This is a genomic window from Variovorax sp. CAN15, assembly GCF_030462475.1.
Lineage (GTDB): Bacteria > Pseudomonadota > Gammaproteobacteria > Burkholderiales > Burkholderiaceae_C > Variovorax.
In genome coordinates this window covers 44065-65979 of record NZ_JASMRZ010000023.1, presented here as the reverse complement: position 1 = coordinate 65979, position 21915 = coordinate 44065, and the positions used below count along the sequence as shown (strand labels likewise).

General features: G+C 63.2%; 24 protein-coding genes and 1 other annotated feature. Of the genes, 13 read left to right on the top strand and 11 right to left on the bottom strand.

The genetic code is table 11. The features are described from left to right. The first annotated feature begins 63 nt into the window (after nucleotides 1-63). Nucleotides 64-342: a hypothetical protein gene (locus QMO14_RS16605; protein ID WP_301508435.1), complete on the top strand. Its 279-nt coding sequence runs from the start codon at nucleotides 64-66 to the stop codon at nucleotides 340-342. A gap of 252 nt (nucleotides 343-594) precedes the next feature. Continuing rightward, nucleotides 595-1044, top strand: coding sequence for a TcpQ domain-containing protein (locus QMO14_RS16600; protein WP_301508434.1), 450 nt, complete (start codon nucleotides 595-597; stop codon nucleotides 1042-1044). Between the two features lie 147 nt (nucleotides 1045-1191). Here QMO14_RS16600 and QMO14_RS16595 read toward each other — a convergent pair whose 3' ends face one another. Then, nucleotides 1192-1881, bottom strand: a complete 690-nt coding sequence (locus QMO14_RS16595) for a hypothetical protein (RefSeq protein WP_301508433.1) — start codon at nucleotides 1879-1881, stop codon at nucleotides 1192-1194. An 80-nt stretch (nucleotides 1882-1961) separates the two neighbouring features. Between QMO14_RS16595 and QMO14_RS16590 the strand changes: the two genes are divergently transcribed. From QMO14_RS16590 to QMO14_RS16560, 7 genes are all read left to right on the top strand, one after another. Continuing rightward, nucleotides 1962-2324, top strand: coding sequence for a hypothetical protein (locus tag QMO14_RS16590; protein ID WP_301508432.1), 363 nt, complete (start codon nucleotides 1962-1964; stop codon nucleotides 2322-2324). A 14-nt stretch (nucleotides 2325-2338) separates the two neighbouring features. Further along, nucleotides 2339-3385, top strand: coding sequence for a serine hydrolase (locus QMO14_RS16585; RefSeq protein ID WP_301508431.1), 1047 nt, complete (start codon nucleotides 2339-2341; stop codon nucleotides 3383-3385). A gap of 236 nt (nucleotides 3386-3621) precedes the next feature. Then, a complete protein-coding gene (locus tag QMO14_RS16580) occupies nucleotides 3622-4086 on the top strand; it encodes a GNAT family N-acetyltransferase (protein WP_301508430.1) in 465 nt (154 codons plus the stop codon). Nucleotides 4087-4150: 64 nt separating this feature from the next. Continuing rightward, entirely contained in the window at nucleotides 4151-4513 is a 363-nt protein-coding gene (locus tag QMO14_RS16575; RefSeq protein WP_301508429.1) for a hypothetical protein, read from the top strand. Nucleotides 4514-4635: 122 nt separating this feature from the next. Next, on the top strand, nucleotides 4636-5103 hold the full coding sequence (locus tag QMO14_RS16570; RefSeq protein WP_301508428.1) for a hypothetical protein: 468 nt from the start codon (nucleotides 4636-4638) through the stop codon (nucleotides 5101-5103). A gap of 145 nt (nucleotides 5104-5248) precedes the next feature. Beyond that, nucleotides 5249-5401, top strand: a complete 153-nt coding sequence (locus tag QMO14_RS16565; RefSeq protein WP_301508426.1) for a hypothetical protein — start codon at nucleotides 5249-5251, stop codon at nucleotides 5399-5401. 47 nt (nucleotides 5402-5448) lie between these two features. Continuing rightward, a protein-coding gene (locus tag QMO14_RS16560) for an IS3 family transposase (RefSeq protein WP_157007711.1) occupies nucleotides 5449-6680 on the top strand; the annotation gives its coding sequence in 2 pieces (ribosomal slippage) (nucleotides 5449-5737 and nucleotides 5737-6680; 1233 coding nt in all). Further along, nucleotides 5727-5843, top strand: a sequence feature (AL1L pseudoknot). It overlaps the preceding gene by 117 nt. 36 nt (nucleotides 6681-6716) lie before the next feature. Here QMO14_RS16560 and QMO14_RS16555 read toward each other — a convergent pair. From QMO14_RS16555 to QMO14_RS16545, 3 genes are all read right to left on the bottom strand, one after another. Further along, nucleotides 6717-7634, bottom strand: a complete 918-nt coding sequence (locus QMO14_RS16555; protein WP_301508422.1) for a hypothetical protein — start codon at nucleotides 7632-7634, stop codon at nucleotides 6717-6719. A 280-nt stretch (nucleotides 7635-7914) separates the two neighbouring features. Then, a complete protein-coding gene (locus tag QMO14_RS16550) occupies nucleotides 7915-8865 on the bottom strand; it encodes a retron St85 family RNA-directed DNA polymerase (protein ID WP_301508421.1) in 951 nt (316 codons plus the stop codon). Continuing rightward, nucleotides 8858-9784, bottom strand: a complete 927-nt coding sequence (locus QMO14_RS16545; protein ID WP_301508420.1) for a retron St85 family effector protein — start codon at nucleotides 9782-9784, stop codon at nucleotides 8858-8860. The genes QMO14_RS16550 and QMO14_RS16545 overlap by 8 nt, the downstream gene beginning before the upstream one ends. 694 nt (nucleotides 9785-10478) lie before the next feature. Here QMO14_RS16545 and QMO14_RS16540 point away from each other — a divergent pair. Beyond that, nucleotides 10479-11072, top strand: a complete 594-nt coding sequence (locus QMO14_RS16540; protein ID WP_301508419.1) for a 2'-5' RNA ligase family protein — start codon at nucleotides 10479-10481, stop codon at nucleotides 11070-11072. Between the two features lie 71 nt (nucleotides 11073-11143). Here QMO14_RS16540 and QMO14_RS16535 read toward each other — a convergent pair whose 3' ends face one another. The 3 genes from QMO14_RS16535 to QMO14_RS16525 all read right to left on the bottom strand — a co-directional run bounded on the left by QMO14_RS16535 (nucleotide 11144) and on the right by QMO14_RS16525 (nucleotide 14707). Beyond that, entirely contained in the window at nucleotides 11144-12472 is a 1329-nt protein-coding gene (locus tag QMO14_RS16535) for a sulfatase (RefSeq protein WP_301508418.1), read from the bottom strand. 53 nt (nucleotides 12473-12525) lie between these two features. Next, on the bottom strand, nucleotides 12526-13521 hold the full coding sequence (locus tag QMO14_RS16530) for a Bug family tripartite tricarboxylate transporter substrate binding protein (protein WP_301508417.1): 996 nt from the start codon (nucleotides 13519-13521) through the stop codon (nucleotides 12526-12528). A 169-nt stretch (nucleotides 13522-13690) separates the two neighbouring features. Next, a complete protein-coding gene (locus tag QMO14_RS16525; protein WP_301508415.1) occupies nucleotides 13691-14707 on the bottom strand; it encodes a tripartite tricarboxylate transporter substrate binding protein in 1017 nt (338 codons plus the stop codon). Nucleotides 14708-14839: 132 nt separating this feature from the next. Here QMO14_RS16525 and QMO14_RS16520 point away from each other — a divergent pair, with 132 nt between their 5' ends. Beyond that, nucleotides 14840-15781 carry a LysR substrate-binding domain-containing protein gene (locus QMO14_RS16520; RefSeq protein ID WP_301508453.1) on the top strand — a complete coding sequence of 314 codons (942 nt, stop codon included), beginning with the start codon at nucleotides 14840-14842 and terminating at the stop codon, nucleotides 15779-15781. Further along, nucleotides 15778-17001 (top strand): DUF418 domain-containing protein, encoded by a 1224-nt coding sequence (locus QMO14_RS16515; RefSeq protein ID WP_301508414.1) that lies wholly within the window; start codon nucleotides 15778-15780, stop codon nucleotides 16999-17001. The genes QMO14_RS16520 and QMO14_RS16515 overlap by 4 nt, the downstream gene beginning before the upstream one ends. On the opposite strand, the gene QMO14_RS16510 is transcribed toward QMO14_RS16515, so the two are convergent. After that, entirely contained in the window at nucleotides 16974-17594 is a 621-nt protein-coding gene (locus tag QMO14_RS16510) for a LysE/ArgO family amino acid transporter (RefSeq protein WP_301508413.1), read from the bottom strand. The two genes, QMO14_RS16515 and QMO14_RS16510, sit on opposite strands and share 28 nt — an antisense overlap. Nucleotides 17595-17700: 106 nt before the next feature. Between QMO14_RS16510 and QMO14_RS16505 the strand changes: the two genes are divergently transcribed. Beyond that, nucleotides 17701-18165, top strand: coding sequence for an Lrp/AsnC family transcriptional regulator (locus QMO14_RS16505; protein ID WP_301508412.1), 465 nt, complete (start codon nucleotides 17701-17703; stop codon nucleotides 18163-18165). Here the strand turns inward: QMO14_RS16505 and QMO14_RS16500 are convergent. From QMO14_RS16500 to QMO14_RS16490, 3 genes are read right to left on the bottom strand one after another with little or no spacing between them, the layout of a single operon-like run. After that, the gene (locus tag QMO14_RS16500) at nucleotides 18162-18569 is read right to left on the bottom strand and encodes a YbaN family protein (RefSeq protein ID WP_301508410.1); all 408 of its coding nucleotides are present in this window, start codon (nucleotides 18567-18569) and stop codon (nucleotides 18162-18164) included. The genes QMO14_RS16505 and QMO14_RS16500 overlap by 4 nt on opposite strands. A 7-nt stretch (nucleotides 18570-18576) precedes the next feature. Beyond that, the gene (locus QMO14_RS16495) at nucleotides 18577-19662 is read right to left on the bottom strand and encodes a mechanosensitive ion channel family protein (protein ID WP_301508409.1); all 1086 of its coding nucleotides are present in this window, start codon (nucleotides 19660-19662) and stop codon (nucleotides 18577-18579) included. Beyond that, nucleotides 19662-21914, bottom strand: a complete 2253-nt coding sequence (locus QMO14_RS16490; protein ID WP_301508408.1) for an FUSC family membrane protein — start codon at nucleotides 21912-21914, stop codon at nucleotides 19662-19664. The genes QMO14_RS16495 and QMO14_RS16490 overlap by 1 nt, the downstream gene beginning before the upstream one ends. Nucleotide 21915 lies beyond the last annotated feature (1 nt).

Genomic DNA, 21915 nt, shown 5'->3' with positions numbered 1-21915 from the left:
GCGCTTCGAGGCGGGCATCTCCATCGGATATGCTGCGCGGCGTTTTCAACTTGGAGTGAATCGATGGAAGATGTGAAGATCCTTCAGATCATGCCTGCCGAAGGGTGGGTCGCCGTCTACGACGGCGGCGATGAAGGAGAAATGGAAGAGCCGCTGGCCTGCTTTGCGCTGGTGCAAGTCGACTACAAGAATGGCGACGGCATCCAGACCGAAGTGCGCGGCATGGCTCCCGACGAGAAGGCCATCGGGTTCGTGGAAGATGCCACCAACTTCCTGACGGTGCGTCGTGCGGAGGAGGCCGAAGCGGAAGAAGATGAAGAGGACGGTGAAGCCGCCGAGTAGGTTTTGCTTTCGCAGCGCCGCCCGAAAAAAAGACACGAACGGACCCCTCGAGGTCCGTTTTTTCATCGGGTTTCAGCGCTTGCGGCATGCAAGCCCCGTCGAACACCGCGAGCCGGATAAGATGAGAAATCGATTTGCCGCCGCGACATGCTCCACCACGTGCAGCCGGCCCCCGACCTGCCTGTCCGACTCCCCCATTCCACAGACTCTCCAATGAGAAAGGCTCTGTTCCGTCCTTCAAGCTGGGTAGGCATGAGCATGAGCCTTGCAGCGACGCTCGCCAACGCAACGGCGGGAGTGCAAGTGGAAAGAATATCGCGCGACATGCCTGCAGCCGTCGCGCTCCCCGGGCCGGAGGCGGTTGTCCCCGCGGATCCCGCGGCGAGCGCGACCGCGACAGGGTCCACCTGGCTCACCGAACGAAAAGTTCATGCCGTCCGCGCTCAATGGCCCATCGAGGACGACTCCCTGCGTCGCGTGATCATGCACTGGGGCTCCGCTGTGGGCATAGAGGTGCGCTGGGACAGCACGCGCGACTACACGATCACGCCCGAGGTACGTTCCGGCAACTTCACCGGAACCTTCAAGGATGCGTTGTTTCAGCTCGCGCAGAAGTATCAGATGCTGAGTGCACCGCTGCTGCTCGAGTTCTCGCCCGATGGCACCGTTCTTCACGTGCGTGATCAGGAGGATCCGCAATAGGCTCGTTGCTCCTTGGACTCGGAGCTGAGCCAACGGGTGTCGGTGCTGCGCTGCCTCGGTCGCCGCGGGACGGAATCCGTGATCTGCACCAGCGTGGCGTGGAAAGGCGGCCGAAATGAATTCGACCCACAGATTCGCGGCCGTTGGTTACCTTGGATCGACGACATCGAATTCGAACTGCACCGGGGCGGAGTCTTCGACGTAGGCGCTGATCAGGTAGTGGCCGGGAGGATCGCCCTTGGCCACGTCCCAGGACTTCGAAACCGTGCCGTTGTAGACCGTCAGGGTCACGTCCAGCGAAAGAGTCCTGCGATCCGCCGACGTGCCATACGGCTGGCCACCGGTGCCCCACGTCTTCGGGCTTTCCGGCAACGTCATGCGCTCGAGAACGCGGACCTTGCCGGTCTGCCGGTTGAGTTTCAGGATCCAGCCGTAATTCTGGTCGATGACCCGAGGGACGGTATTCGAAGCCCTGAAGTCGAGAACATCGTTGTTCGGTGCGAGCTTGAAGAGGCCGAAAACCGCGTTGAGCGGACACGCTCCATGCGCGGCAGGAGCGTCGGCGCAAGCCTTGAACACGGCGGCATTGGCGTCGGAAACGGATCCATGCGCGGTAGCGGGAATGAGCGAGTCGCTGGAACCGCGCGGCACGGCGTCCAGCGTTTGAGCGCCGATGTGGGTGCATGCGGCCGCAGCGAAAAGAACAGGAAGACGGAGAAAATATTTCATCGTGACTGGAGCTCGGCGAGCCATCGCACGAACCCACGTGGCATTTGTGCCGCATGACGTGCCCGCCTTCACCCGGAAATCATCAATTCTGCGCGCGTTGCGCGCCATGAGGCACTGCAAAATGGCGGACGATTTGCCCAGGCTGGGCAACTCCGGCTGCCACAGGCTTGATCTTTGGGAGGTAGGGTGTGAACAGACTTCGTACTGCTGCAACATGCACTTTCGCCATCATCGCGATGGCCGGTGCATCCGCTGAAACCGCCGCCCCGACGACGCCGGAACCTCAGGCCGCCGCGACGGTCTTTACACGCGCACGCGTTGCGTCCCTGCATGAGGAGGCCGGGAACAGGTCCTATATCCGCCTGAAGTTGCTGCCGCGCTCGAAGCTCCCTTTCACGACTCAAATTTTCAGGGTGAGAGATCGCTCGCTGCTGACAGACCTTTCGGAAGGCGCATGGGTCAAGTTCGCATCGCGCCATATGGACGGAGAGAACGTCCTGACGGCGATTCACGTGGTGCCGGCATGCGTACGCTTCCAGCCATGCGACTGACGAGATCCGCCACCATGTACGCCTGGCCTCTGGCGGCAGTTTGCGTCTTCGCACCCGTGCAGGCCCAGGCCCAGGCGGCCTACCCGAGCGCGTCGTGGAGCACACCCGCCGCCAATGCGCCAAGCGGATGGTCGGCAGAGGCCCTCAAGCTCGCCGACGAGTACGCCGATTCGCTTCGCTCCGATGCCTACCTCGTCATCCATCGAGGCGTTCTGATCCATGCCTATGGCGACATCGCAAAGCCGATGAATCTCGCGTCGGTGCGCAAGAGCGTGCTGAGCGTGCTCTATGGCATGCAGGTGGACCGTGGCGCGATCGATCTGGACCAGGACCTTGCCGCGCTCGAGATCACCGACAAGGGTGGACTTTCGGATGTCGAGCGAACCGCCACGGTCCGGCAACTGCTGCAAGCGCGCTCAGGGGTCTACCACGAGGCGGCCTACGAAACTGCCGATGCGAAACGGCGCCGGCCCGAGCGCGGCAGCCATGCACCCGGCACCTTCTGGTACTACAACAACTGGGACTTCAATACCCTCGGTACCATCTTCCAGCGCCGCACAGGCCGGACCGTCTTCGAAGCCTTGAAAACCGACCTCGCCGAGCCGCTGCAATTCGAGGATTTTCGCTATCCCCAAGACACCAAATTCGAATACGAACGCAGTTCGGACCACCCCGCCTACCTGATGTACTTGTCGGCACGGGACCTGGCGCGCCTGGGCCTGCTCGTGAGTCGCGGGGGCCGATGGAAGGGGCGTCAACTGGTGTCGTCCGCCTGGCTGCGCGACAGCATCACTTCGTACAGTCCGGTAGGAGGTGGGGGCGGCTACGGTTACCTGTGGTGGGTGCCTTCCAACGCATTCCGCTCATGGCGCCTGCCGGAGCAGCAACTGGCGTTGGCGGATGGGGCCGGAGGCCAGTACATGCTGATCGATCAGGCACGAGACATCGTTATTGTCCATCGGGTTGACAACAGCAAGCTTTGGTACAAACGCAACGCCGTGAGCTCCCGGCAATTTTCCGTACTTGCCGAACGCATCCTCGCGGCGGCCCCGGAAAGGTAGACGACTGCCGTGCATTTGGGTCATCTCGAGCCATCGCTCGATAGAGATCGCATCCGAGTATCCGTGCCGAGTTGCTCAGGCTGGCGCCAAGCCCGTCAGGATGTGGCACACAACATGATGAGTGCCCGTTTCGGGGAGGGCCCATGACCGCTATGGAGCCTTTGCGTTGATGATCTCTCCAGCTACATTCGGCCATGACCGGCCCTTCGTTACCAGCGGGCAATTCAAGGAGGTGTATGGAAGTTCGACAAATCGCCCCTTCGGAACTCAAGAGCCTGCTGGCCCTGTACCAGCATCTTCACGACGCTGACGATCCATTGCCCGACACTACCACCGTCGAATCCATATGGCAGGAGCTGATGGGCAACCCGCGCTACAGATACTTCGGGGCTTACGCGGCTGAACAACTCATCTCCAGTTGTACCGTCACCGTTGTCCCGAATCTCACCCGTGGCTGCAAGCCTTATGCCGTAGTCGAGAACGTCGTGACTCACGCCGACCATCGGGGGCGTGGATACGGCAAGGCTGTGCTTGACGAGGCTCTATCTTTCGCCTGGTCGCAAGGCTGCTACAAAGCCATGCTGATGACCGGAAGGAAAGATGAAGCGACCTTGCAGTTTTATGAGACAGTCGGTTTCAACCGGAACGACAAGCCGGCCTTTGCGATGAAAGCACCCTCCACGAAACCCGGAGCAAGATAGGACCGGACCCGGCCACAACCAGACATCCCATCGCACCGCTCAAGGCGCCATAGACCCCAGTCCCATGATCTTGAGAATCTCCACGTTCTTATTCCTTCTGTTTGTGTCAGCCGCGCTGTTCGCAGAGGTTCGATATCCAACGCTTGAAGACTCCCGTCGTGCCATCCGATGCAGCTACCTGTTCGGCATTGCTGCGCGAGAAGCCTACAGCGACCAGGTCAAGAATGCGAACCGAACAGCCAGGGGTCTGATGCTTCGGCTGGGATCACTCAGCGCCGGTACTCAGTTGACGCTGTCATGGGTGGACGAACTTGAGAAGGAGATGCCATTAAGTGGCGAGCAATTGATGGCCATGAACGATGACTGCAAGAAGCTGGTCACTGAACAACGAGAGCTCATCGGATTGCTGCGAGAGAATCGGCTGTAGCCATCCGCTCCGGCCGATGCCTGTCAGCACACGGCCACAACCAGTCATTTGGCCTTTTGCCAGCTACTTTGAAGCTATCTCTATCTCTGGCTTACCTGCCAGAGAGGTGTGGAGATTGAACCATGACCCAACCCACACAAACCTCGCTTCGGGCGCGACTGGATGCGATTCCTTGGAGCGATTTCAAGACCTGCCTCGGCCCAGCGGACAAGATGGGGGAAGTACTGGAACGCCTCGCAAGTTCGGATTCGGCCGCCGCACTCGCCGCAAGCCGCGAACTCTGGTGCGCTTTGGTTTCGAGTGGTATCGGCCCTCCGTCAGTAGCGATTCATGCACTCCCGTTTGTTCTCGACGTCTTGCCTCAAGCCGATGAAGAACTGACGACTGAACTCCTCGAGCTTGTCTGGCGCTGCGTTCACTTCGACCGACCAGATGAGACGGCAACTTTTCAAGAACTGCGGCGTATGGTCATCGCGCAGCGCCCGCGACTGTTCGGGTACACCGCCAGCCCCAATCAGGAAATAGCGGAGTTGGCGAAGGACATCCTTGCCGATATAGGTGAGAGGACCGTCAGCAGTAAGCCCGCTTAAGAGCGGGTGAAATATCTGTTGTGGGCCTACTGACGGCGGCGCGTCTACGGCAGAATCCGGCCAGAACCAGTCACTCATCATGCGGGTCAAATTTCGTTGACCGAATGCGCGTTCCTCAAAAATCACAGCCACATCCTTTTCTGAGATGAGTATCGAAGTCACCTTCTCCTACGGTATCGTGATACGCCAAAGCGCCTTGACTGCTCTTGGAATAACGAGAGCACGAGTGCTCGAAGTGTTTGAGACCGATCGCCCGATTGCCGAGGACAGCGAGTTGTTGTCGTTCGGGCCATCCTGAATCGCCCCGGGTTTTGAGGAGGCTCAACACTCTGAGAGGATTGAGCCATGAGCAAGTCAAACAAGTTCTCGCCCGAGGTGCGTGAGCGCGCGGTGAGGATGGTGCAGGAGCACCGGGGGGAGTACCCGTCGCTGTGGGCGGCCATCGAGTCCATCGCGCCGAAGATTGGATGTGTCCCGCAGACCTTGAACGAATGGGTCAAGCGCGCCGAGGTCGACACCGGCGTTCGTGAAGGCATCACGACCAGCGAGGCCCAGCGGATGAAGGAGCTGGAGCGCGAGGTCAAGGAACTGCGCCGGGCCAATGAGATATTGAAGCTGGCCAGCGCGTTTTTCGCCCAGGCGGAGCTCGACCGCCGGCTCAAGTCCTGAAGGACTTCATCGACAAGCATCGCGATACCTTCGGGGTCGAGCCGCTCTGCAAGGTCTTGCAGGTCGCCCCGTCGGCATACCGAAGACACGCAGCGCTGCTGCGCGAGCCCCACAAGCGCTGCGCCCGGGCGCATCGTGACGAGATGCTGATGCCACAGATTGAACGTGTCTGGCAGGCCAACATGCAGGTCTACGGCGCCGACAAGGTGTGGCGGCAACTGGCACGCGAAGGTGTTGTCGTGGCCCGCTGCACGGTCGAGCGATTGATGCGCAGGCTAGGCCTTCGTGGTGTGATGCGCGGCAAGGCCGTGCGCACCACCGTCGGCGATGCCAAGGCGCCATGCCCGCTGGACCGGGTCAATCGGCAATTTCGCGCCGAGCGGCCCAACCACTTGTGGGTCAGCGATTTCACGTACGTCTCGACCTGGCAGGGCTGGCTGTACGTGGCCTTCGTCATCGATGTGTTTGCCAGGCGCATCGTCGGCTGGCGGGTGAGCAGTTCGATGCGAACCGACTTCGTGCTCGATGCACTGGAGCAGGCTCTGTATGCCCGGCAGCCCGAACGCGATGGAAGCCTGGTCTGCCATTCCGACAGGGGCTCGCAGTACGTCAGCATCCGCTACACCGAACGCCTGGCAGAAGCGGGCATCGAGCCGTCAGTGGGCAGCAAGGGCGACAGCTATGACAACGCCTTGGCCGAGACCATCAACGGGCTCTACAAGGCCGAGCTCATTCATCGCCGAGCACCCTGGAAAACGAAGGAGGCAGTGGAACTCGCAACGCTTGAATGGGTGTCGTGGTTCAACCACCATCGCCTGCTCGAATCCATCGGGTATATCCCGCCAGCAGAAGCCGAGGCAAACTACTACCGGCAACTCGCCAGTCAGAACACCGAGGTGGTGGCCTGACTTAAACCAAACAGCCTCCGCGAATCCCGGGGCGATTCATTCACGATCCGACGCCGTGAAGTTTGGGACAACACCAGGTAGGCCACTAATCAATTTATCTATTGGATTATTAGTGTGGGCGTATTCGAGGTGCTCGCCCTTCCGAAAAACGTCATCAATTAGAGGCCTCTCTGATCGATAGAAGAGCGCTCTGCACGAATAGGCTTGAATGGCGTGGTTGCACTGATCAACTTCTGACTCGCGAAGCACAATCGTTGATAGGCGAGGAGAAGCCATGAAGGATCGAGGCTTGCTAATGATCACGCTCATCGAAGGCGTAATCGGAACTAGCAACTTTGGCTTGCGCGGAGCGACAGTCAGAGCTTTGAGGTTGTGGAAGAACCCGTCACCATAGATAAATTCCTTCTTCGGTGAAAAGAGAACCGCGAACTTTGCATTCGCACCGATGCTGTCGGCAATGGTCCGTTGATAGTTGCGCATGTTCAGGCCGGTGAGTGCGTTGCGCTCACTGGATGCCAAAGGACCTCTCAGATCTTCCGCAAATGCCACCGATGCCTCGCGAGTCGCCGGACTGCGTACAGCCAGCGAAACCACACTCTCAGTGAATGCGCATAGTTGTTCATCAGTGGCGGGTTGGGCTAGATATCTAGAGGCAGGCTCGGAGGATTCCGGAGACTTTCTTTCGAGGCTTTCGAGCCAAGTGATCAGCGACGGAAAATGGTTGTCGGCCGCATTGAATTCCTTCTCGAAACTGAAATCCCACGGCGTCGAATCTGCCGTGTCTGAGGCAAGCTTCACGTGGTGCCCATTGTTAATGAGCCCTAGTTGATCGGGTGGAACTCGAATCTCGGTGCCATCCGGTTTGATCCAACCGATCTTTCCGTCTGCTGCCGACCATCGACGGGATACGCATCGAGGCCACCAGTGATGTCGCTCTGACTTCAACTTAGGCATGTGTTCTCTCCACTGTTCTACGTATCGAGAAATCAAACTGGCGCAACTGAACTCGCCGCTGTGGTGTTGCTTTGGCGAAGGCAACGAATGGCTTGAGGAAGGGGGAGAAGGGCCCAGGGCGCTGCCTTTGGATCACTGGGGATCTAGGGCAGGATGCGGATATGGGGTGCTGGTGCATGCTTATGGTGAGAGGCAGTTTGTCCCTCCTGCTCTTTAGTACGACTGCGATGCGGCCAATGAGTTGGTAGCCGGAGCAACGATTGGATCGTGCGGCAAAAATTTATTCCACAGGCTGCAGAGACCGAATTTCTTCTATTCTTTTGTAATGTTTGAATGAGAGCTTGGTGAATAGCGCGGGATCGACATGCTCAATGTAGGCAAGGTGGCCTGCTAGTTGAGGTACTTGGTCTAGTGCTAATTTTCCGGAATCAAACAGCTTGAGAAGAAGTCGAACGTGATCGCGGTAATCTCCATGAACGACTACAGCACCTGAGTTGTTCACTCTAAGACCGGTAATTATTGTTGAGCCGCCAGCACGACTCATATAGCGCGTCTTGCTTTCGTTAATCTGTAGCGACGGACTGCTTGCTGCTTCTACGACCTCATGAAGCAATTCAAAAAATTTCTTGCAGGCTCCTCGTTTATTCGTCGAGAAAACAAAATCATCCGCGTAACGAGTTATGGTCGCGGCGCCAAAGCGCGAATCATCCATCACAGCATTGGCGAGCGTGGTATCGATACGATACATCACAGAATTTGCGATCGCTGGAGATGTCGAATAACCAATAGGGAGTTGACTATTTTGATCAAAGCAAACATTGGAGATAAGTCGAAGCGCATCCTCTTTGATCGACCATTCTGGAATTAGATGGCGAGAATCGAGCATGACTCGCCAAAGATCCTTGGACCTGATTGAGGGGAAAAAGTCTTTTAAATCCAATCGAACGGAATAGTCTGCTTCTTTATGCTTGGACGTGTTGTCAAGGATCGATTTTCCTCTCCTGAATGCAGTGGCTGCACTATGCACCGGAAGCGAGTCAAGTATGTTTAGGCTTAGCCACAAAAGAATTGGCTTGACCTTTACTGAAGGTTGAATTATCTGTCGTGTATCTCCATTTTTCTTTGGGATTGAAAATTTTCGGCAGCGAGTTTTGGCTAGCCTGATCGCAATTTCTAAAGTTGCGATAGGTATCTTTAAGTCATCTGAAATCTTGGAGACTATGTCATTCATATGCAAATCTCTGAGGGCTTCGCTTCTGATGGAAAACACGAAATGCCGCCATCAGTGCGTAGACATCATATTTGTATTTGAGAAAAAAATCAGTCGTCACGGCCTCATAGATGGGAGGCAAATTTGGGGTTGATTTGTTTGTAGATAAATCTGTAACAAGCCCCGCCTCTCTGAGGACGGCCAGTAAACTACTCGCGGCGTCAAAGCTCTTATGGCCAAATAGTGAGATCAGGCACGATATCAGCTCTTTGTAGCTTACGGGGCCAGATAGTAATACCAAATCATGCAAAAAATAAAGGCTGATTTTGTTCATGCGCAAATCACCAAGAGTTTCATAATTAACGGGGCCGCCATCGGCCGGCTGATGTGTAAGAGCCGCTTCTAGATCCTTAAATATCGCGCCTATGCCATCCGATACTTTGATCCCGTTGGAAGTCATTGGGTACCACATCACAGGAGATTTTGCCTCTTTCAATGCGGCAATTGGTCCGGTGTTTATGAATGATTCGCTGTGCTCAAATCTGGCGTTGTTAATAACAATTAACTTGTGACGCAATTTTTCGTGCGCGAATGCTCCTAGCTCGCAGAAAGCGCTTTCACTTTCTAGGATTATTATTACCTTGTCTGCGACGTCTGAAATTCTGTGCTCGAGGTCGAGGACGTTTTTTTGCGGGCCAAATTTTTTGATTTCATTGAAAATCCCTTCGGCATAAATGACCGTGTAATCTGGTGATATTTGATGAATAAATTTTTTTAAATTTGTGCGCCGTTGCGATGGAGTGTTTGGTGCTTGATTGGCGCCGCACAAAAAAATAAGCTGTTTAGATCGAGACAAAAAAGAAGGGCTGTCCTTTAGGGACAGCCCAAATTCATTAAGTCTGATGCCAACCGCACTATTTTCGTAGAAGAGATTGCGCATAAGACTTGCCTACATAGAGCGTCGAAGGAGTCCAACTCGGACTTCCTGCCGACTGGCGGGAATCCGAGTTGGACTCCTTCGCCGTAAGGTAAAAATAAAAGGCGGACCGCGACCCGCGACCCGGCTCAGCCGAAGCTGAACAAATGCTAGGCGAGCCAATTATGCATACGTTATTTCTTTTTGTGAACTGCAGCGTCCAGGTCAATACCAGTGGTTTACCCGCAAGCGAAATCGTGTGCGACGACCACGTGTCGACGATGGGCGTAAGTAAGTTGCTGGAAGAGTCTCCCTGATTGCGCTGTCGAGTTACACGGTCTAGCAAGGCACGACCGGATCACGTTTACCAACACATGCCCGCTCATCTTCACGTGCTGTCGGAAGCCGTATGCACGTCCTTCTAACGATCTCGTGCATAACCGTGCAGCCGCCCTCTCACTGCTGCCGCATATCCTTAACTGAATCCCCAAACTAACCGTCCCGGCATAGTCGGATTCCAAGGCTGCTAATTGGCCCGCATAGCAGCCAGTCTCTCCAATTCCTTCGCCTGATTCGCCCGCTCGCGCTCATCGCCGGGAATGCCGAGCAGGTACTCGTTCCCGGTCGCCTTCAAATGCTTTCAGTCCCATCGCGCATAGCTTTCTGCTCGCGATGGTTCAAGCATGACGCCGCCGCCTGATATCCAATGCCACCCACCATGGATATCACCCCCTTCACCCCCGCCGACGCCGCGCGCCGCGCGCGACTTGAAATGCCCATGCTCTACGCCTGGCTCAAGCCCGACGAGGCGGTGCAGGCCGCCATCGCCGAGCACCGCGCGCAGTGGGTCTGGCGCACGCAGCCCAAGCCCAGCTTGCCTAAGCCGAACCGGTTGCACATGACGCTGTGCCACATCTCGCCACAGGGCGATGCCGCCGTCGAAGGCATCCGCCAGGCATTGGGCGATCTGCGCATGGAAGAGAGCTTCGATCTGCTGCTGGACTGGTCCGGCGTCTGGGCCCACAACGGCATCGCCATCGTGCGCCCGCAGCCGCACGCCGCGCTCGACCGGTTGCAGCAAGCCGTGGTGCGTCAGCTCGCGCCATGGCTGTCGGGCCGGCATGACGACTGGGCGCCGCACATCACTATCGCCCGCAAGGCATCGGGCGCCGCTGCGCCGGCCATGCCGCCGGTTCGCTGGCCGGTGCGCGAGTTTCTGTTCGTGCGTTCGTGGCTGAAGACGCGGCCGGTGTGGCACGAGGTGCTGGCGTCTTATCCGCTTCAGCCACCCGGCAGTGTTCCGCTGCCGTAGCAGTGGCGCTGCGCAGCGTCACTGAATGAGAGAAGGGCATGACGGCAGGGAGCCCTGCCGCCGCCGCTCGCTTATCGCTGCGGCATGTCCTTAACCGAATACCCAAGGCTGACAGTCGCATCCTCTGGAATCGCCGGCATGGTCGCATTCCACGCCTGCCAATCCGCCCGCATCGCAGCCAACCGCTCCGGCTCTTTCTTCGCCAGGTTCGCCCGCTCGCGCTCGTCGCCGGGGATGTTGAACAGGTACTCGTTGCCGTCGACCTTCAGGTACTTCCAGTCGCCGTCGCGCAGAGCCTCCTGGCCGCGATGATTCATGCGCCAGTGCAGCGGCCGGCGGAAGCTCTTCGATGCGTCCTTGAGCACGGGCATCAGCGAGACGCCGTCCAGCGGGTAGTCGGGGTGCGCGGCCACGCCGGCTGCGTCGAGCATGGTGGCCGACCAGTCCATGGTCATGCACAGCTGGGTGCTCTCGCCGCCCTTGCCGATCACCGCTGGCCAGTGCGCGATCCATGGCACGCGGATGCCGCCCTCGGTCAGGTCCATCTTGCCGCCGACCAGCGGCCAGTTGTCGGAGAAGCGTTCGCCACCGTTGTCGCTGGTGAACACGACCAGGGTGTTGTCGGCCATGCCGTGCTTCTTCAGCGCGTCCATGATCCAGCCGATGCCTTCGTCCATGTGATGGATCATGCGGCGGTATACGTTGATGTTGCCGCCGGCCAGGTCGAACAGGTTGTCCTTGATGTTCGGTGCCTTGGCCGCGTCGTCGCGGGTTTCCCAGGGCCAGTGGGGGGCGGTGTAGTGCAGGCTCAGGAAGAAGGGGGTTTCCTTTTTCTTCTGGAGCTCTGACATGCGCTCGACGTAGTCGACGGCGCGTTTGGAGAGGATGTCGGTGAGGTAGCCGTCTTCCTGCTTGTCTTCCTCGCCGAACCACAGGTCGTGGCGGCCGGTGGAGTCGCAGTGGGTGAAGTAGTCGACGCCGCCCGACATGGGGCCGAAGAACTCGTCGTACCCCGAGCGCAGCGGGCCGAAGGTGGGCGGGTAGCCGAGGTGCCATTTGCCGATGAGGGCGGTCTGGTAGCCGCTGGCCTTCAGCAGCGAGGGCAGGGTGGGGTGGTCGGTAGGCAGGCCCAGGGTGGTGCTGCCCCGGCTGCGGCTGTTGATGGGCTCTTCGGCCGCGCCGCGCAGGCGGTACTGGTAGCGGCCGGTGATCATGCCGAAGCGCGTGGGCGAGCACACGGGCGAGTTGGCGTAGCCCTGCGTGAGCTTCAGGCCGTTGGCGGCCAGGCCGTCGAGCACGGGCGAGACGGGGCCGAACACCGCGTCGCGGCCGCCGTAGCAGCCGAGGTCGGCATAGCCGAGGTCGTCGGCGACGATGAAGATGATGTTGGGTCTTGCCATGTCTCTCTGGGGCTCTCTCGCTTGCTTGGTTCTTTGCTTCTGCTTGTCGGGGGTCAGGGCTGGTAGCCCGATTTCTGGACCACGGGCGCCCATTGCGCGCGGTAGGCCTTGAGCATCGCGGCGGTCTGCGCCTGGGTGCTCACCACGGGTGTCATGCCCGAGTCCTTGAACTTGCGCTGGGTGTCCGGGTCCTGCATGACTTCGCGGATGACGGTGGCGAGGCGCTCGACCTTTTCCTTCGGCATGCTGACCGGCGCGAAGAAGGCGTTCCAGCCGGTGGCGGCGAGGTCAAGGCCGGCTTCCTTGAAGGTGGGCACGTCGGGCACGAAGGGCGAGCGCTTGGTGCCCGAAATGGCGAGGATGCGGACCTTGCCGGCGGTGTGCTGTGGCACGACCACGTCTTCGGTGTCCACCGCGATGGGCACTTGCCCGCCGACCAGGTCGTTCAGCAGCGGGGCCGAGCCGCGGTAGCCGATCACCTGGGTCTGCACCTTGGCCTTCTCGCCGACCATGAGGCCGAAGAAGTGCGGCAGGCTGCCGGTGGCCGGCACGCCCACGTTGGCCTGGTTGGGGTTGGCACGCATCCAGGCGAGCAGGTGGTTCAGCTCGCGCACGGGCAGGGTGGGCGACACGGCGAGCGCGAAGTTGTAGTCGTTGACGTGCGACACGGGCACGAAGTCGCGGTCGGGGTCGTAGTTGTTGTCCTTGAAGACCAGCGGCGCCACGATCATCACGGCGGGGTTGGCGAGCATCAGCACGTTCTGGCTGGCGGGCGTGGTCTTCACCTGCTGCGCCGCGAGGCGGCCGCCCGCGCCGGGCTTGTTGTCGACCAACACGGGCACGCCCAGGCGGGCGGTGAGCTTGTCGCCCACGATGCGCGCCACGCGGTCGGTGGCGCCGCCGGGGGCGTAGCCGACGACGATGCGCAGGGGCGTGTCGAACTTGACCTCGGCGGCCGCCGCGCTGGTGGCGAAAGCCGTTGCAATGCCGGCAATGGCCAGCATGCCGGCAAGGCGTCGGGTGATGGAGAGGGATCGGGTCGGCAGCATGGTGGGCAGGTCCTTGTCTTCGTCGTTCAGGCGATGGCTATCGATGGCAATCGAGTATGGCCGCGGGATCCGCAGTTGCGGACGATTCTGAAGAGGCCGCGCTCGATTGATCAAATCAACCATTCACCGGACTTACCCTTCCTGCTGCTCTTTCCTTTCGTCTGCCTGGTCAGTCGACCTTCATGCCGGTGGCCTTCACGATGCGGCCGTAGCGCGCCTGGCTGGCGGCCAGGTGCTCGGTGGCGGCGGTGCCGGTTTCTCCCAGCGGCACCATGTCGAGCGAGGCGATGCGAGTCTTGATTTCGGGCAGCGCCATCGCCTTCCGCAGCGCGGTGCGCAGGGTCTGCACCACCGGCTCGGGCGTGCCGGCGGGCAGCATCGAGAGGTAGAGCACTTCGAACTCGAGGCCCTTCAGGCCCAGCTCGCCCACGGTGGGCACCTGGGGCAGCAGCGGCGAGCGTTGCTTGCCGGTCAAGGCCAGGGCACGCAGCTTGCCCGCCTGCACCTGCGGCAGCAGGCCCGGCGTGGCGAGGATGCCGGCCTGCACCTCGTCGCCCATCAGCGCCAGCACGGCGGGCGCGTTGCCCTTGTAGGGCACGTGGGTGATCTTCGCGCCGGTGTCGCTGGCGAAGATCTCGGCGGCGATGTGGCCGGGGCTGCCGTTGCCGGCCGAGCTGAAGGTGGCGGGCTCGGCCTTGGCCTGGGTGATGAACTCGGGCAGCGTCTTCGCCTTCACGCCCTGCGCCACGCCGAAGGCCAGGCCCGAGGAACTGAAGATCATCAGCGGCTTCAGGTCCTTGGCCGCGAAGGGCATCGAGGCGTACAGGTGCGGGTTGATGGTGAAGGTGCTGTCGATGCCCAGCAGCACGGTGTAGCCGTCGGCCGGGCTCTTGGCGACCAGGTCGGCGCCGATGTTGCCGCCCGCGCCGGGGCGGTTGTCGACGATGAAGGGCTGCTTCAGGTCTTTTTGCAGCGCGTCGGCCAGCGCGCGGGCGAGGATGTCGATGGGCCCGCCCGCCGGGAAGTTGACGAGCAGCCGCACCGCCTTGGTGGGGTAGGGCGCGTCGGCGGCGAGGGCCGGCGTGGTGGCGGTGGCCCCGAAGGCGAGGGCTGCGCAGGCCGCAAGGGCAGCGGCGAGGCGGCGGCGCGTGCCGCGAAAGGTGTTGCTGGGCGAACCGGTGGTCATGTCGTCTTGTCTCCGTTATCCAGGGCAACTCTAGGTGCGCGGCGGGGGCGGCACAACTGAAAGCTCTTCTGCCAGCTATTCCGGCTGGTTATATTGAAGCGGCCAATCTCCCAAGGAAACACCGTGTCAGCCATGAACTTTGGGCGCCTGAAGATGCGCCACCTGCAGTGCCTCGTGATGGTGGCGCAGGAGCGCAACCTGGTGCGCGCGGCAAAGGCGCTGTCGCTCACGCAGCCGGCGGTGTCCAAGACGGTCGCCGAGCTGGAGGAGATCGTCGGCCGCCAGCTGCTGCTGCGCCGCCGACGCGGCGTGGAGCTCACTCCCGCCGCCGAGGTGCTGGTGCGCCATGCCGTCTCGGCGCTGCGCGGCCTGCGCGAGGGCCTGGGCCTGGCCATGGACCAGCCCGAGGCCGACCAGCTCCGCGTGGCAGTCGGCGCGCTGCCGAACATGGTGGCCAACCTGCTGCCCGAGGCCGTGGCCTCGCTGCACGCGTCGCAGCCGGCACTGCGGGTGCGGGTGGTCAGCGGCACCAACGCGCAGCTGATGACGCAGTTGCGCCAGGGCGAGATCGACCTCGTGCTCGGCCGCCTCGCGCAGGCCTCGGCCATGGCCGACCTGGCTTTCGAGCAGCTCTACAGCGAGCCGCTGCTGCTGGTCGCGCGGCCCGGGCACCCGCTGGCGGCGCGCCGCAAGCCGCCGCTCGACGCGCTGGCGGGCCATCCGCTGGTGCTTCCGGTGTCGGGCACGCTGATCCGGCACACGGCCGATGCATTCCTCATCGCGCAGGGCATGGTGCTGCCCGGCCGGCTGGTGGAGGCGACGGACACCAGCTTCGTGCTGGGGCTGCTGCAGCGCTGCGATGCGGTGTGGTTCGCGCCGCAGGGCGCCGTCGAAGGGCTCATCGCCCAGAGCGAGCTGAAGCGCCTGGCCATCGACACATCGAGCACCGAGGGGCCGGTGGGGCTCACCGTGCGGCGCGGCGATGCGCCGGGCGAGGGCGCGCGGCTGCTGATAGAAACCATCCGCGAGATTGTCGCGGCGAGGCCCCGCGCGCCCGAGGGGGCGCCGGCATGAGCGGCGGCGAAAAGGCAGCCCCCGGCGAGCGCCAGTCGCTGGTCGACGCCCTGCGCGGCTTCGCGCTGCTGGGCATCCTCGTCGTCAACATCGCGAGCTTTTCCTCGACCTACTACGGCGCGGGCATTCCCGACCCGATGGCGCAGTCGGTGCTCGAACGCGCGGCGCTGTTGGTGCGCACGCTGGTGTTCGAGACCAAGTTCTACCTGCTGTTCTCCTTTCTCTTCGGCTACAGCTTCACGCTGCAGATGCAGTCGGCCGAACGCAGCGGAAAGTCTTTCGCGCCGCGCATGCGGCGGCGGCTGGTGGGGCTGTGGGTGCTGGGGCTGATGCATGGCGTGCTGCTGTACCACGGCGACATCCTCACCACTTATGCGGTGCTCGGCGCGGTTCTGCTTTTGCTGCGGCGTCGCGGCGACGTGTTCATGGCGCGTGCGGCGGTGTTCCTGGTGCTGGCTACCTCGCTGCTGTGGGCGGGCATCGGCTACCTGCTGGTGAAGGCGGGCGTGTCGAACGACACGCGCATGGCGCATGCGGATGCCGTTGCCGCGCTGGCCGCGTATCGCGGAACGCCGGCCACGGTGATCGTGCAGCACCTGCGCGAGCTGTCGCAGATCTGGTGGATCACCGGGCTGGTGCAGGCGCCGACCGCACTCGCGATGTTCTTCGCAGGCTTCATCGCAGGGCGTCGGGAACTGTTCGCGAATGCCGATGCGCACCGGCCGCTGTTTCGCCGCCTGCTGCGCTGGGGGCTGGTCATCGGGCTGCCGGGGGCGGCTGTGTACGCCTTTCCGTCGATCCGGCTGGACAGCGCGGTCCGCGAACTCTACGGGCTCGCCGCCACGCTGCTCACTGCCCCCTTTCTCACGGCAGCCTATGCGGCCGGCCTTGTGCTGCTGATGCTGTCGCCGCACGGCCGTGTGCTCGAAGGCATGCTCGCACCGGCAGGCCGCATGGCGCTGACCAATTACCTGATGCAGTCGCTGGTGTGCGCATGGCTCTTCCTGGCCTACGGGTTGCGCTGGATCGGCACCATCGGGCCGCTGGCCGCCACCGGCATCGCCTTCGCGATCTTCGCGGCGCAACTGGTGCTGAGCCGCTGGTGGCTGGGCCGATTCGTCTATGGGCCCGTCGAGTGGGTGCTGCGCGCGTTCACGAACCTGGAGCTTCCGCCGATGCGGCGCAAGGCAGCTCAGCGCGGCAGCAGCGTCGACAGCTGATAGACCGCGAAGGCCAGCAGGATCGCGCCCGACAGCCGGTTGATCGACTGCATGGTCTTCGCGCTGAGCTTGTGCCGCACCGACGAGACCATCGTCGAGAGCCCCAGCCACCACAGCGCGGAACCGAGGAACACGCCGAGCACCATCGTCGCGGCCTGGCTGCCGCCTGCGACGTGGCCCGTGGAGATGGAAGCGAACACCGCGACGAAGGACAGGATCGTCATCGGATTCGCCAGCGTGAGCACGAAGACCGAGAGCGTGGCCTTCAGCGGCGTGGTCGCGTCTGCCGCCTGACGGGCTTCGGTCGCCACCGGCGCGCGAAGCAGCTGCACGCCCATCCACGCCAGGAAGGCCGCGCCGCCCAACGCCAGCGGCACGCGCGCAGCCACCATCGACGCGATGACGGCCGACACGCCGAGCGCGCCGATGGCACCGTAGCAGGCGTCGGCCAGCGCGGCGCCGAACCCGCTGAGAAAGCCGATGGCGCGGCCGTGCGCGAGGGTGCGCTGGATGCACAGCAGGCCGATGGGGCCGACGGGTGCTGCGATGGAGAGGCCGATGACGAAGGCCTTGAGGAAGAGGGTGGAGTCCATCCCGAAATTGTCCCGAAGCGCCCACCTGTGGAGAATGCCGAAGCTGAGGCGGAAGGCCCTTCTTGCCTGAAATTCGAATACAACAGTAGCCCGAAGCCTGAAATCCATGGAAATCGACAGCAAGAACTGGCAGATCCTCGAAGTGCTGCAGGCCGATGCGCGCACTTCGCTCACGGCGCTGGCGCGGCAGGTGGGGCTGTCGGTGCCCTCGACCTCGGAGCGGGTGAAGAGGCTGGAAGAAGCCGGCGTGCTGGCCGGCTACCGGGCCGTGGTGCCGCCGCGCAATGTGGGCTATACGGTGATGGCGCTCGTCGGCATCACCACGTCGCAGCCCGACAAGGCGCGGCTGCTGAAGCTGCTCCAAGGCAAGAGCGAAGTGCTCGAGTGCTTGCACGTGACGGGGCAGGACTCGTACGTGCTGAAGGTGGTCACGCACGACATCGGGCATCTCGAAGCCTTCGTGAGCAGCATCAACCACCTGGGCGAGACACGCACCTCGATCGTGATGTCGGAGTCGATTCCGGCGCGGGCCGTGGCGGCGCCGAGGGCGCAGGAGCAGACTGGACGCTAAGGCGCCGGAGGCAGCGGCCGCGACCAGAGCCAGGCCAGCACGCAGGCCATGCACCCGATGGCCAGCGCGGCCAGCCACGCGCGGTGCGCGGTGAAAGACACGATCACCGCGCAAGCCGCCATCGTCACGGTCGCGCTCCACTTGGCGCGCCGGCTCACGGTGCGGCCGTTGGCCCAGTTGTGCAGCAGAGGGCCGAAGAGGCGGTGGTTCAGCAGCCACGCATGCAGCCGCGGCGAGCTGCGCGCCGCGGCCCATGCCGCCATCAGGATGAACACCGTGGTCGGCATGCCGGGCACGATCACGCCGATGAGGCCCAGCGCCAGGCACAGCACCGCGAAGGCATGGAGCAGCGCTCGCGTGAGCGCGGACTTGCGTTCGGGGGCGGGTGCTGGCGCTGGCTTCAAGACCGGATCAGGCGGGAACCTGTCCTTGCGGCAGTTGCTGCTCGCGCTCGGGCAGCCCGTCGGCCGAGATGCGCATCTTCGGCAGGAACTGCGGGTACTCGCGCTGCATGAAGTCGATGAGACCCTCGCGCACGCTGCAGCGCAGGTCGAAGGTCAGGCCCGAGGTGGCGGCGGTGCACAGCACGCGGATCTGCATGGTGCGCTCGGTGGCGTCGGTCACGCGCAGGTTGAAGAAGCGGCCGTCCCACTCGGGCGCGGCCTTCACGATGCGCTCGACCTCTTCGCGCAGCGGCGCGAGCGGCATGCCGTAGTCGACGTAGATGAACACCGCGCCCAGCAGTTGCGACGAATGCCGCGTCCAGTTCTGGAAGGGCTTCTCGATGAAGTAGGTCAGCGGCAGGATCAGCCGGCGCTCGTCCCAGATCTTCATGACCACGAAGGTGCCGGTGATCTCCTCGACGCGGCCCCATTCGCCCTCGACCACCAGCACGTCGTCGATGCGGATGGGCTGTGCCAGCGCGATCTGCAGGCCGGCGATGAGGTTGCTGAACACGGGCTTGGCCGCAAGGCCGGCCACGATGCCGATCACGCCGGCCGAGGCCAGCAGGCTCGCACCCACCTGGCGCGCTCCGGGGAAGGTCATGAGCATCATCGCGCCGCCGGCCACGACCACCACGGTCATCGCGGTGCGCGCGAGCACGCGCGTTTGCGTGAGTACGCGGCGTGCCTGCAGGTTGTCGGCGATGTCGGAGGGGTGTTGTGCGAGCACGCCCTCGGCGAAGCCGCTGATGGCTTTCACCGCGAGCCAGGTGGTGGCGGCGATGAGCAGCAGGCCGGTGAAATGCCGCACGTTGCCGATGAAGCGCAGGTCGTCCGGCGCGCCCTGCCACACCATGGTGAGCGCCACCAGCGGGAACACGAGCCGGGCGGGAGCCCTGCAGTTGACCACCATCGCATGGATGGCGGGCGCTGGGCGGGTGATCCGCCTGAGCACCATGCCGGCGATGCGGTGCGCGAGAAGAGAGAGGGGAACTGCGATCAGTGCGGCAATCCAGGTGCCGAACCAGGGGTGGGCGAATATCTCTTGGGTCATCAGGCGGGGGTCGTCTTCGCTTGTGCTGTTGTCTCGTTCAGAGGTTGAAGAATGCGCGCCGCGTCGTCGCGCAGCTGCGTGGCGAGTGCCGTGGCCAGGTCGAGCCGGCGAAGCAGCCAGGGGCTGATGTCGTTGTCGAACGGGTCGGGCAGTGGAATCGGGCCGCCAACCGTGGTCGAACCGGCACTCTCGGGGTGGGAGGGGCCGGTGGTCGGAATGGTTCCGATGGCCGCCTCGATGCGTTGTGCGGTGCGGCTGATGGGCCCCTCGACCTCGGCGGGCGTGAGGCGGTCGCGGCGCAGCACGAGCATCGACTTCACCGCGCTGAGCTGCGCGAGCAGCTGGTAGCTGTGGGCCTGCAGGTGTTCGAGCGGCTCCAGCGGCGGCTGCACCGCGCGAGGCTCCGACAGCGAGCGCTGCGTGGCCTGCACCAGCGCCGAGAGGCTGTCGTAGGCCTCGCGGCGCGCGAGGCGCCATTCGAGCTCGGGGCTGCTGTCGATGGCCTTGAGCTGGCCCAGGCCCAGCGCCAGCCGCGCATGCCGCGCCTGCGCGGTGAGCACGCGCGCGACCAGCGCCGGGATCTGCGTGCGCTCCCACGAGGGCAGCACGTAGCAGAAGCCCCAGGCCAGCGCGGCGCCGATGAGCGTGTCGGCGATGCGCTCGAAAAGCGCGAAGATCGGCGCCACGCCCACGTTCAGCATGTGGGCCTGCACCAGGCCCAGCACGGTGGCGGCCACCGCGGTGATGAGGTAGCGCCGCACCGCGAAGCTGTGGGCGATGGCTTGCGCCACCGTCATGATGACCAGCAGCGACAGCGCCGACGGATGCGCCGACAGCAGCCCCACCGCCAGCACGCAGCCCAGCAGCGTGCCGGCCACGCGGGCATTGCGGCGCTCCAGCGTCTGCGAGAGGCTGCCGCGCAGCACCACCACGATGGTCAGCAGGATCCAGTAGTCGTGCGAGCCCCAGGGCATCGACACCGCGATGGCGTAGCCGGCCGCGATGGCCAGCGCGGCGCGGATGGCGTGGCGCAGCGGCGGCTGGTCCCAGCTCCACAGCGTGAAGAAGGGGCGCAGCGACCAGTCGGTGGGGCTCACGAAGAGCTGCCAGTTGGCGCGCACGACGGCCAGGTTGGGCTCGGCGTCGCCGCGCGCCATGGCCGACAGGCGCAGCACCTCGTCGTTGATGTGGCCGATGCGGCTGGCCAGTCCGCGCGCGAGCATGGCGGCGGTGGGGCCCATGTGGCCGCCGCCGCTGCCGTCGGCGCTGTCGTCGGCACAGACGTGGATGGCCGCCAGGCGCGGGCGGCGGTCGGCCACGGCGTCCGGGTGGCGGCCGAAGAGCAGGGCGTCGGCMAGCGCGACGGTTTCGTCGGCGAGCTCCTCGAGCACGCGGCGCATCTCGATGAGTGCTTCGGCATGCGCGGGGTGGGCGCGCAGGGTGTCGAGGTCGAGCTCGCTGGCCAGCAGCTGGTCGCGCATCTCGAGCACGATCACCAGCATGGCCGCCAGCCGCTGGCGGCGCGGGGTGCGCGGCGATTCGAGCACGATGTCGCGCGTGGCCTGCAGCTGGTCGGCCAGCGCGGCCTGCTGGCGCAGAAGCTGGCCCAGCAGGGGCGCGGGGGTGTCGCGCACGTCGCGGGTCTCGTCCTGCGGCAGGAACTGGCTGGCCTCGGTGCGCATGAGCGCGGCCAGCGAATACAGCACGTCGGCCATCGACTGGGTGCGAAAGCGGCCGTTGAGCGCCAGGTTGGCGAGCGTGGCCCACACCACGTACAGGCCCGCGCCGAGGCCGAAGTGCCAGGTGCGCTTGATGACGTCCGCCATGTCGGTGGGCGGCTGGGTGGCCATGGAGAACACCATCGAGAACATCACCGCGATGGCGATCGGAATGCCGCGCTTGCCCCAGGCCATGGCCAGGAAGGCCATGAAGGTGGCGGGCACCAGCAGCAGCCCGAGGCGGATGGGGGCGCTGTGCAGCATCTGCACCGCGAAGAAGAGCGGCAGCCCGATGAGGGGCGCCGGCAGCATCTGCAGGAACTTGCCGCGGCGCGGGCCGGGCAGGTCGGGCGGCGCGGTGACGATCACGCCGGTGGCGGCGGCCGAGGCCGCGAGGGTGCCCAGCCAGAGATGGACCCCGCCGGAGATGAACAGCAGGCCCAGCGCGACGGTGAGCCCGCTCGCGACGTAGTGGCTCAGCGCGATGCGCAGAGCGGCGCGGACCCGGGGCGCGGCGTTGCTGGGCCCCAGCATC

Coding starts and splice junctions, on each gene's coding strand:
- QMO14_RS16605 (WP_301508435.1), top strand. CDS start 64: ATGGAAGATGTGAAGATCCTTCAGATCATGCCTGCCGAAGGGTGGGTC.
- QMO14_RS16600 (WP_301508434.1), top strand. CDS start 595: ATGAGCATGAGCCTTGCAGCGACGCTCGCCAACGCAACGGCGGGAGTG.
- QMO14_RS16595 (WP_301508433.1), bottom strand. CDS start 1,881: ATGGCGCGCAACGCGCGCAGAATTGATGATTTCCGGGTGAAGGCGGGC.
- QMO14_RS16585 (WP_301508431.1), top strand. CDS start 2,339: ATGTACGCCTGGCCTCTGGCGGCAGTTTGCGTCTTCGCACCCGTGCAG.
- QMO14_RS16580 (WP_301508430.1), top strand. CDS start 3,622: ATGGAAGTTCGACAAATCGCCCCTTCGGAACTCAAGAGCCTGCTGGCC.
- QMO14_RS16575 (WP_301508429.1), top strand. CDS start 4,151: ATGATCTTGAGAATCTCCACGTTCTTATTCCTTCTGTTTGTGTCAGCC.
- QMO14_RS16570 (WP_301508428.1), top strand. CDS start 4,636: ATGACCCAACCCACACAAACCTCGCTTCGGGCGCGACTGGATGCGATT.
- QMO14_RS16565 (WP_301508426.1), top strand. CDS start 5,249: ATGAGTATCGAAGTCACCTTCTCCTACGGTATCGTGATACGCCAAAGC.
- QMO14_RS16555 (WP_301508422.1), bottom strand. CDS start 7,634: ATGCCTAAGTTGAAGTCAGAGCGACATCACTGGTGGCCTCGATGCGTA.
- QMO14_RS16550 (WP_301508421.1), bottom strand. CDS start 8,865: ATGAATGACATAGTCTCCAAGATTTCAGATGACTTAAAGATACCTATC.
- QMO14_RS16545 (WP_301508420.1), bottom strand. CDS start 9,784: ATGCGCAATCTCTTCTACGAAAATAGTGCGGTTGGCATCAGACTTAAT.
- QMO14_RS16540 (WP_301508419.1), top strand. CDS start 10,479: ATGGATATCACCCCCTTCACCCCCGCCGACGCCGCGCGCCGCGCGCGA.
- QMO14_RS16535 (WP_301508418.1), bottom strand. CDS start 12,472: ATGGCAAGACCCAACATCATCTTCATCGTCGCCGACGACCTCGGCTAT.
- QMO14_RS16530 (WP_301508417.1), bottom strand. CDS start 13,521: ATGCTGCCGACCCGATCCCTCTCCATCACCCGACGCCTTGCCGGCATG.
- QMO14_RS16525 (WP_301508415.1), bottom strand. CDS start 14,707: ATGACCACCGGTTCGCCCAGCAACACCTTTCGCGGCACGCGCCGCCGC.
- QMO14_RS16520 (WP_301508453.1), top strand. CDS start 14,840: ATGAACTTTGGGCGCCTGAAGATGCGCCACCTGCAGTGCCTCGTGATG.
- QMO14_RS16515 (WP_301508414.1), top strand. CDS start 15,778: ATGAGCGGCGGCGAAAAGGCAGCCCCCGGCGAGCGCCAGTCGCTGGTC.
- QMO14_RS16510 (WP_301508413.1), bottom strand. CDS start 17,594: ATGGACTCCACCCTCTTCCTCAAGGCCTTCGTCATCGGCCTCTCCATC.
- QMO14_RS16505 (WP_301508412.1), top strand. CDS start 17,701: ATGGAAATCGACAGCAAGAACTGGCAGATCCTCGAAGTGCTGCAGGCC.
- QMO14_RS16495 (WP_301508409.1), bottom strand. CDS start 19,662: ATGACCCAAGAGATATTCGCCCACCCCTGGTTCGGCACCTGGATTGCC.